At 31.0% G+C, this 361-nt stretch carries 1 protein-coding gene; it reads right to left on the bottom strand.

Annotated elements, in window-relative coordinates; translation table 11 throughout:
• Positions 1-361 (bottom strand): hypothetical protein (locus tag QWI17_RS19175; protein ID WP_302724142.1); only part of this gene is annotated, 361 nt, incomplete at both ends.

Raw genomic sequence — 361 nt, 5'->3', positions numbered from 1 at the left:
AGACTTCAGAACCAAATTTTACAGTTTTCCCTTTAAGCGAATTGTAATTAAAATCAGTCCATTCAATATCTAGTATTTTAGGTGTACCTAAAGCCTGAACAAATAAACCAAATGGTTTTACACCCTTAGGGAGTTTTTTTTCATGGTAAGCTTCTAAATAAGCCATCCCACCTCCTTCTAATACTTTCGGGAAATTTAGTTTTATTTTTTCATGCTCAATGCCTTTCGTAAAAGAATCATTATGATTTAGATCTTTTGCTTCAATTTTATTTCGAGCAACAATCCACGCCCAATTTACATCGTTATATTTTTTTCTTATCTCTTCTAACGATTTTGTATAATTATCATGGCGTAATTTTTC

This window comes from Gilvimarinus gilvus (assembly GCF_030518155.1).
Classification (GTDB): domain Bacteria; phylum Pseudomonadota; class Gammaproteobacteria; order Pseudomonadales; family Cellvibrionaceae; genus Gilvimarinus; species Gilvimarinus gilvus.
This window is presented reverse-complemented; position numbering and strand designations above follow the sequence as displayed.